The 8,377-nt window shown below is 71.9% G+C and carries 1 protein-coding gene; it reads right to left on the bottom strand.

All coding sequences use genetic code 11. From position 1 onward, the window contains the following. Positions 1-8,375: amino acid adenylation domain-containing protein (locus ACFWU9_RS27910; protein ID WP_384323162.1), on the bottom strand; the 8,375-nt coding region annotated here is incomplete at its 3' end. Positions 8,376-8,377 lie beyond the last annotated feature (2 nt).

Genomic DNA, 8,377 nt, shown 5'->3' with positions numbered 1-8,377 from the left:
CACTCATCCAACGCCGCCCGAAACACCGGCTCCACCCCATACAACCCACGCCCCATACACACATACTGCGACCCCTGCCCCGTAAACATGAAGGCCGTGGGTAGGGCCTTGCCGCCCTTCCGGGGCAAGGAGCCACTGCTCGTCACCGCGTCCTTGAGCCCGGCGGCCAGTTCACGAGCATCGGCGCCCTGCACCGCGACGCCGTAACGGTGCCCGGCGCGACCGGTGTTGGCAGTGAACGTGAAGTCACCGAGCTCTTCGTCCGACGTGTCGATCAGAGCTTCGGAATACGCGTCGGCAAGGGCCCGCAACGCCGTCTCGTCCGCCGCGCTCACCCGTATGACGTGCGAGTCCTGGGCCGGCGTCTCTCGTTCGGGCAAGACGGGTGGTTCTTCGACGATGACGTGGGCGTTGACACCGCCCATCCCGAACGCACTCACCGCCGCACGACGAGGCTCCCCGTTCCTGGGCCACACCACCGCACGATCAGCCAGATAAAAGGGCGTCTCCTCGAAACGGATGTGATCATTCGGCCGCACCACATGCAACGACGGCGGAACAACACCCCGCTCCATCGCCAACAACACCTTCACCACACCAGCCAACCCCGCCGCCGGCTCCAGATGACCCACATTCCCCTTCAACGAACCAATCGCACAGAACTGCGACCTGTCCGTCACCCCACGCCACGCACGCGTCAGACCCTCCACCTCGATGGGGTCACCGAGACTCGTCCCCGTTCCGTGAGCCTCCACCAACCCGATCGACTCGACCGAGACTCCCGCGTCACGCAACGCCGCGGACACCACCTCCTGCTGCGCCGCACTGCTCGGCACCGTCAACCCACTCGTACGACCACCGTGATTGACCGCACTGCCCCGAATCACACCCCGCACCCGATCACCGTCACGCAACGCCGCACCCAACGGCTTCACCACCACCGTCACCACCCCCTCCCCCGGCACAAACCCATCCGCACCCGCATCGAACGGCCGCAGGGCGTTGGAGGGGGAGAACGACCGTAGTCGTGCGCCCAGTTGGAAGTACTGCGGTGACATCGCCAGGTGCACCCCGGCGACGATGGCCTGCTCGCACTCGCCGTCACGGATGCTCCGCACGGCCGTGTGCAGCGCGACCAACGACGACGAGCACAACGTGTCGATCGTCATGCTCGGCCCGTGAAGATCCAGGAAGTAACTCACCCGGTTGGCGAGGATCGCGTTGTGGTTGCCCAGGCCCGCCGCCGTCTGTACGACGTCCCCGACGACCATGTCGCGGTAGTGCTGGTAGCTGGCGCCCACGAACACGCCCGTGGACCTCTGGGTTCCGCCGGCCAGACCGGCGTCCTCCAAGGCCCGCCACGCGGACTGGACGAGATGGCGCTGCTGCGGGTCGATCCACTCCGCCTCGGCGGGTGACAGCCGGAAGAATCCGGCGTCGAAGTCGGTCAGCCCTTCGATGAAGCCGGCGCGTCTGAGGTAGACGGTGCCGGGCTTGCCCTCGGTGCCGTAGTACGAATCGATGTCCCAGCGCGACGCGGGCACCTCGCTCAGACAGTCGACGCCCTCCAGCAGCACCCGCCACAGTTCGTCGGTGTTCGCGGCGTTCGGAAAGACCCCGTCGAAGCCGATGATGGCGATGTCGTGCGGCTCCGCGTCCCCTCCGCCGGTGGCGTGAGGCGGCTCGACCGACCGCACCTGGGCCGGCACCCGGGTCTCGTCCAGCGCCCGTGCCGGATCCGGATCCGGCACGGGCTCGCGCTGCGGGGCCGGGGCCGAGGCCGGGGCGGGCTCAGGGTGCTCCTCCTGTACGACGGCGGGCGCCGCGGTCGCCCCGTACTCGTCCCTCAGCTCGGCGGCCAGGCGGTCGACCGTGCCGACCTCCAGGACCAGCGTCACGGGAATGTCCACGCCCAGCTTGGCGCGGATGTCCTGTGCCAGCGAGACCGCGAGCATCGAATCGAGCCCCTGCTCCTGCAACGGCCGGTCCGTCTCCAGTTCGTCGACGTCCAACTCCAGTGCGGCTGCGACCCATTGGGCCACGGCGGCGTCGAGACCGCCCGCCGCCGTGCGACCGGAGGCCGGCACGGAACGGTGCCCGTTGGACGCGGGTGCCGGAGCCCGCGCCGGCGTCGGCGCAGGTGCCGGTGTCGGCGACGAGGTCGGCTCGCCACGGTGCCCACTACGCGCGTCGCGTCCCGAGGGGTCCGACGACGGCGCCTGCGAGAGCCGCTTCCAGGTAACCCCGCGCGCTTCGAGTACAGGTTCGTCGCCGTCGAGCACCACCAGGCTCGCGGTCAGCAGACCGGAGTCCGGCCCGATGTCCCGGTCCCGCCGGGCGTAGACCCGGGCCGTGTCGGGAATCCGGCCGAGGACGGTCAACCGCTCGATGGTGAAGGGGACATACAGTCCCCGCGCACCGCACGCGGCGAGCGCGATCTGGAAGGCGCCGTCGAGGAGCCGGGCGTCCACAGCCCCGGCGCTACGCGCGTCACCACACAGCAGACCCCTGGCCTGGCCCGGCGCAACGGACAGTTCCGACACCGTCCGGAAGCCGGCGCCGTAGGTGAGTCCGGCGCGTTCGAACGCCTCGTACATCGCGTCCAGCGAGACGGCGGTGAGGCCGTCGGTCGTCGCCGGAGGGACCAGCGTCGTCTGCTCAGGACCGGTCACCTCGGCAGTGCAGACGAGGGCGCCGGAGCCGTCGCGGAAGGCGACCGTGGCGTTGTCGCGTTCGGCCGTGAGGGTGGTGGGGGCTTCGACGGCGGCCCGGAAGGTGAGGTCCCGCAGGCCGAACCGGTCCCGGCCGATGAGTTCGGCCACCTTGCCGGGGTAGCCGGCGCCGGGCAGTGTCGGCCTGCCGAGCACCAAGTGCTCGGCGGCTTCCGGGTGTTCGGTCCAGGTGTTCTTCGTACGGTGGGACGCGCCCTCGCGTACGGGGGTGTCCGTCTGCTCCGCGGGTTCCAGCCAGAGGTACTTCTCCGCGTGCGGCGCGGTCGGGAACCGTACGCCCGCGCGGCGCCTCCGCCCGGCGGGCAGGGCCGCCCCGGCGACGAACGCGCGCGCGGCCTCGGCGAGGGTCTCCCGGCTCGCCCCGGCGTCGACCGGGTCCGTGACCTCGGTCGCAGATGTCGCCTGCGGCTGGGCCACGCCCACATGGAGGGAGCGAATGTCGGCGACCCCGGCGAGGAACAGCCGCAGCTTGTCCTCCAGTTGCTCGACGCTGCCGGCCACGCAGGCGAGCCGGTGCGGGGCGGCGGGGCGCCGTCGGCTCGCCTCGCTCAGCTCGTCCAGGGACGGGCAGTAGGCGGAGCGCAGCATCAGTACGAGCCGGTGGGCCAGGGTCCGCAGTGCCTCGTCCGATCCGGCGGCGAGGGTCAGCAGCCGTGGGCCGGTCTCCGTACCGTCCGGTGCGGCGGCTGGTACCGCCTCGATCACCGCGTGGGCGTTCGCGCCACCGAAACCGAAGCTGCTGATTCCCGCGACGCGTGGGCCGCTGCCCCACGGAAGCAGCCGGTCGGCGACGAACAGGGGCGAGGCGTCGAAGTCGAAGGACTTGTTGGGGGTGCTGAAGTTCAACGACGGCGGGATGTGGCCCGCTTGGAGTGCCAGGATCGTCTTGATCAGCCCGGCGATGCCGGCGGCGGGCTCCAGATGACCGATGTTGGTCTTCACCGAGCCCACCGCGACGGGCCGCCGGCCGGCGGGTGCGCCCAGGACCGCGTGCAGGGCTTCGAGTTCGACGAGGTCGCCCAGTTGGGTGCCGGTGCCGTGCGCCTCGATGTAGCCGATGTCGGCCGCCGTACGTCCGGAGCCGGCCAGCGCCTTGCGCAGCACCGCTTCCTGGGCGGGCCTGCTGGGTGCCGTGAGGAAGCCGGCGCTGCCACCGGTGTGGTTGACGGCGGTGGATCGGATCACGGCGAGGACGGGGTCGCCGTCGCGTTCGGCGTCGGCGAGCCGCTTGAGGACGACGGCGCCGGTGCCCTCACCCCGTACGTAGCCGTCGGCGTTGTCGTCGAAGGTGCGGCACATGCCCTGCGGGGACAGCATCCCGTTGCGGGCGAAGGAGTGCGTCTTGGTCGGGGTGAGGACCAGGTTCGCGGCCCCGACCACGGCGGCGTCCACGTCGCCCGCCCGCAGATGCATGGCCGCCTGGTGCAGGGCGACGAGCGAGGACGAGCAGGCGGTGTCGACGGTGAGGCTCGGTCCCGACCAGTCGAAGACGTGCGACAGCCGGTTGGCCACCATGGAGGCGGCCGTGCCGGTGGCGACGTGCGGGTCGTGGTGGCCGACGCTCCGCGCCACGATCTCCGGGAAGTCGCTGGCGATGGCGCCGATGAAGACACCGGTTGCGGCGCCGAGGGAGGTGTGGTCGTGGCCGCAGCTCTCCAGTGCCTCGGCCGTCACGCTGAGCATGGTCCGCTGCAACGGGTCCATGCGGCGGGCCTCGCGGTCGGTCAGCCCGAAACGGCCGGCGTCGAAGTACTCGACACCGTCGACCCAGGCCATGGGCACCGAGTCGGCCGCGGCGTCGGACCACAGGTGGGCCCAGCCGCGTCTCCCGTCCGGGGCGGGGCCGACGCTGGACACCCCGCAGACGAGGTTCTGCCAGAACTCGTCGGGTGTCGCGGCCCCGGGGAACCGGCACGCCATGCCGATGACGGCCAGGGCGCCGTCGTCGGCGGGTCGGGCGGGCTCGGCGGCCACGGCCTCCCCGGGCAAGGGCTCCCCTGGCACGGGCTCCGCAACAGCGGTGGTGACGGGGGGCGTTGCCGCCGGGGTCGTTACGGCGGGGGCGATCGCCACGGGCTCGGGTTCGGCCGCCCGCTCGCGTACGGTGCCGGTGTCCTGCGGCTCCGGTTCGACCAGCCGCACCACGCCGTCCGCGCCCAGCAGCCGGGCGAGCTTCACCGGCGTACCGGAGGCGAAGATCGACGGCGGGGTGACCGTCACACCCAGCTCACGGCCGAGTTGTACGGCGGCGAAGGTGACGTTCGCCGAATCGCCGCCCAGGTCGAAGAAGTTGGCGTGCACGTCGAAGCCGGGGTGGTCCAGCGTGGCAGCGAACACCGCCGCGATCGACTCCGCCAGCGCCTCCACCGTGACAGCGGTCGCCGCCGACTCGGCGGACTCCGGGAGCTCGGCTGCCCGCGTCGCCGTCACCGCCACCGTCTCCGTCGACGTCGTCACGGGACCGGGGGCCGAGCGGAGGATGGTGTCCCGGGTCGGCACGGGCAGTTTGCCGCGCGCCACCTTGCCGTTGTCGGTCAGCGGCAGGGCGTCCACGGCGACGTAGGCGTCGGGCACCATGTACGCGGGCAGGGAGCCGCCGACGAAGGCGTCGAGCCCGGACTTCGTGGGTGTGCCGTCGCTCACCAGGTAGGCGGTCAGCCTCGGTTCGCCACGTCCCTCGAACCGCGCCGCGACGACCACGGCCGCGGTGATGCCGTCGAACCGCTCCAGCGCCCGCTCGATCTCCGCGGGCTCGATGCGGTTGCCGCGCACCTTCACCTGCGCGTCGCCGCGCCCGAGCCACTCGATCGCGCCGTCCGTGTGGAGGCGTACCTCGTCACCGGTCCGGTAGAGCCGTACACCGGTCACGGGGTGAACGACGAAGACGTCCTTCGTCAGATCGGGCCGGCCGGCGTAACCCCGGGCGAGTCCGGTGCCGGAGAGATACAGCTCGCCGGTCGTTCCTGCCGCACACCGCTCCAACTCCGCGTCCAGGACGTGGAGTTCCATGTTCGGCAGGGGTTCGCCCAGCGGCAGGAAGGTGCCCACCGTGGTGACCTCGTGGCACGACGCCCAGATCGTCGCCTCCGTGGGGCCGTACAGGTTCCACAGGGCGCGGGCGGTCCCGTGCAGACGCCCGGCGGTGGACGGCGGCAGCGCCTCGCCGCCGGAGAGGACGGTGAGTTCCGTGTGCGGAGTCCAGCCGGTGCCGAGCAGCAGGCGCCAGAGAGTCGGCGTTGCCTGAGCCACCGTCACATCGGCTGTGAGTTCGGCCAGTCGGGCCGGATCGCCCGCGGTCTCCCGGGAGCAGAGGACCACCGTCGCGCCGACCGTCAGCCCGAGGAACAGCTCCAGCAGGGAGATGTCGAAGGCCACGGTGGTGTGTGCGAGCAGGGTGTCGTCGGAGGAGACGCCGAGGCGGGCGCCGATCCCCGTGAGGAAGTTGGCGAGCGCGCCGTGCTCGACCTCCACGCCCTTCGGGTTGCCGGTGGATCCGCTGGTGAAGAGGAGGTAGGCCAGGTCGGAGGAGGTGACCCGGGGCGGGAGGGCCTGCGCCGCGCCGTTCGGTACGGGCACGCCCCACGCGTGTCCCAGCGATGCGCCGAGGGCATCGGTACGGGTGTCGGTGACGATCAGGTCGCAGGCGGAGACCTCCACGTACCGCTGGAGCCGCTCCACGGGATATCCCGGGTCCAGGGGCAGGAAGGCCGCCCCGGCGCGCAGGATTCCGAGCATGGCCGGGAGCAGCGGGAGGTCCCGCTCCATCAGTACGCCGACCACGGAACCGGACTCGATGCCCTGGTCGTGCAGGCCGGCGGCGATGGCGTCCGCCCAGGCGTCGAGGCCCGCGTAGTCCAGCGTGCGGGCGCCGCTGCGGACGGCGATGGCCGCGGGCCGCTCGGCCACCGTGGCGGCGAACAGGTCGAGTACCGTCCCGGCGGCCGACGCGGTGGCGGAGTCGTCCGTCCCCGGGGAGTCGTCCAACCCCTCGGCGTCGTCCAACTCCGCAGCCGTAGCCGCCGGTTGGGGCTCGGGCGGCGTCGCGGACCGGGGCTCCGGCCGCGGCTCGGGCTCCTCGCCGTGGAGCAGGGACGTCAGCACCAGGTCCTCGACCTGCTCGGTGAATGCCAGCGCCTCGTCCTCGCCCATCGCGGTCTCGCGTACGAAGACGGTGGGCGGGCCGTCCTGCAGGCACAGCAGCGCGATCTCGGTGTGCGGCTCGGCGGACGCCTCTTCGCCCGCGTCGCGGTCCAGCACCATGACGCGGGTGAAGCTCGGCTCGTCGGAGCCGAGCGGGCGGCCGGCCAGGCCGAGCCGGAGTTCGAGGTCGCCGGCGTAACCCCGGCGGGCGGTCGCCTCGTCCAGCTTGTGCCGGAGCGAGAGGGAGGTGTCGCCGTCGAACCGTACGGGGAATCGCGCGGCGGCGATGCCATGGGTCTGCTCCGCGAGGACCCGCGCTGCCTGGGGCGACCAGGCGAAGTCGAAGGTGCGCTCGCCGGTGCGCTCGGCCACGACGGTGAGGAACGCGCGGACGACCGCGACGGCCTCCTCCCGCGAGCCGGGGGTGAGGGCCAGTTCGTAGCGGCCGTAGTGGGCGCCGGCGGCGGAGAAGTCGTCGGCGGCCAGCGGGGCGGGGCGCAGCCTCTCCAACCGGGCGCGCCACCACGGTTCATGGACCCGTAGAGTCTTCTGGGCGGCGGCGATGTCCGCCAGGCGCTCCGCCGATACGGCGGGCAGGGGTGAGCCGGGGGTGATGCCGAGCCGCTGTGCGGCGGCCTGGCCGCTCAGGGCGCTCCCGTCGACGGCGGTGCAGTCGCTCAGTACGAGATCGGCGTCCGGGGCGGCCAGGGTGATGGCCGAGGTGGTCACCGACAGGACGGTGGTCTCGGTACGGGGGTCCTCGCGCGGGATCAGCCTGACCTGACGGGTGAAGACGGCGCCCTGCTCGGTGACGAGGGTCGGCACCCCGAGCGGGTTCGGGAAGGAGCCGTAGTCCAGGGCCTTGGAGAGCCGGACGGCCTCGACGGCCGACGTGCCGGCGTGGATGAGGCCGCCGGACGCCATCCGGGCGGACCGTCGGTAGAAGCGCCGCTCGCGGTCGCTCGTGTCGACGGGCTCCGGGAGGGTTCGCGCGACCACGTGCGGGATGAGCTCGGCGAAGAGCTCTATGCCGACCTCGGCCGTCTCGTACGTTAGCGAGAGGGCGGTGGAGTGGTCGCGTACCGGGAACCAGCGCTCCAGCAGCACTCCGCCGGCGTCCACGGTCTCCGTCATGCGGTGCCAGGTCGCCGCGTGCCGGGGCGCGCCCTCGTACAGTGCCCAGGCGGGTACGTGGCTGCCGGAGTAGCGGGGCAGCGGCCCGTCGTGGAAGTTGACGGCGGCCGTTGTCGGAAGGTCGAGGATCTCGGCGGGCAGGATCCTGAAGTTGACCATGCTGAACAGGTAGTCGAAGGGGCGCGCCGAGAGGGTCGCCGACAGGTCGCCATGCGGGTCGAGCAACGGGATCTCGTATCCGTCCGCCCAGGCGGCCACGGCGGGGTCGTCGCTGAAGACGCCTTCGATCCGCACGCCGGCGTCGAGGAGTCGCGCGGCGCACTGGGTGAGGACTCTGGTGCCGCCGATGATGAAGCAGTTGGTTGGCATGC

Origin of the sequence: Streptomyces sp. NPDC058653, assembly GCF_042716895.1 — a bacterium.
In the GTDB taxonomy this organism is placed as follows: Bacteria; Actinomycetota; Actinomycetes; order Streptomycetales; family Streptomycetaceae; genus Streptomyces.
Note: the sequence above shows the minus strand (reverse complement) of the source record. Positions and strands in the feature narration are given on the sequence as shown.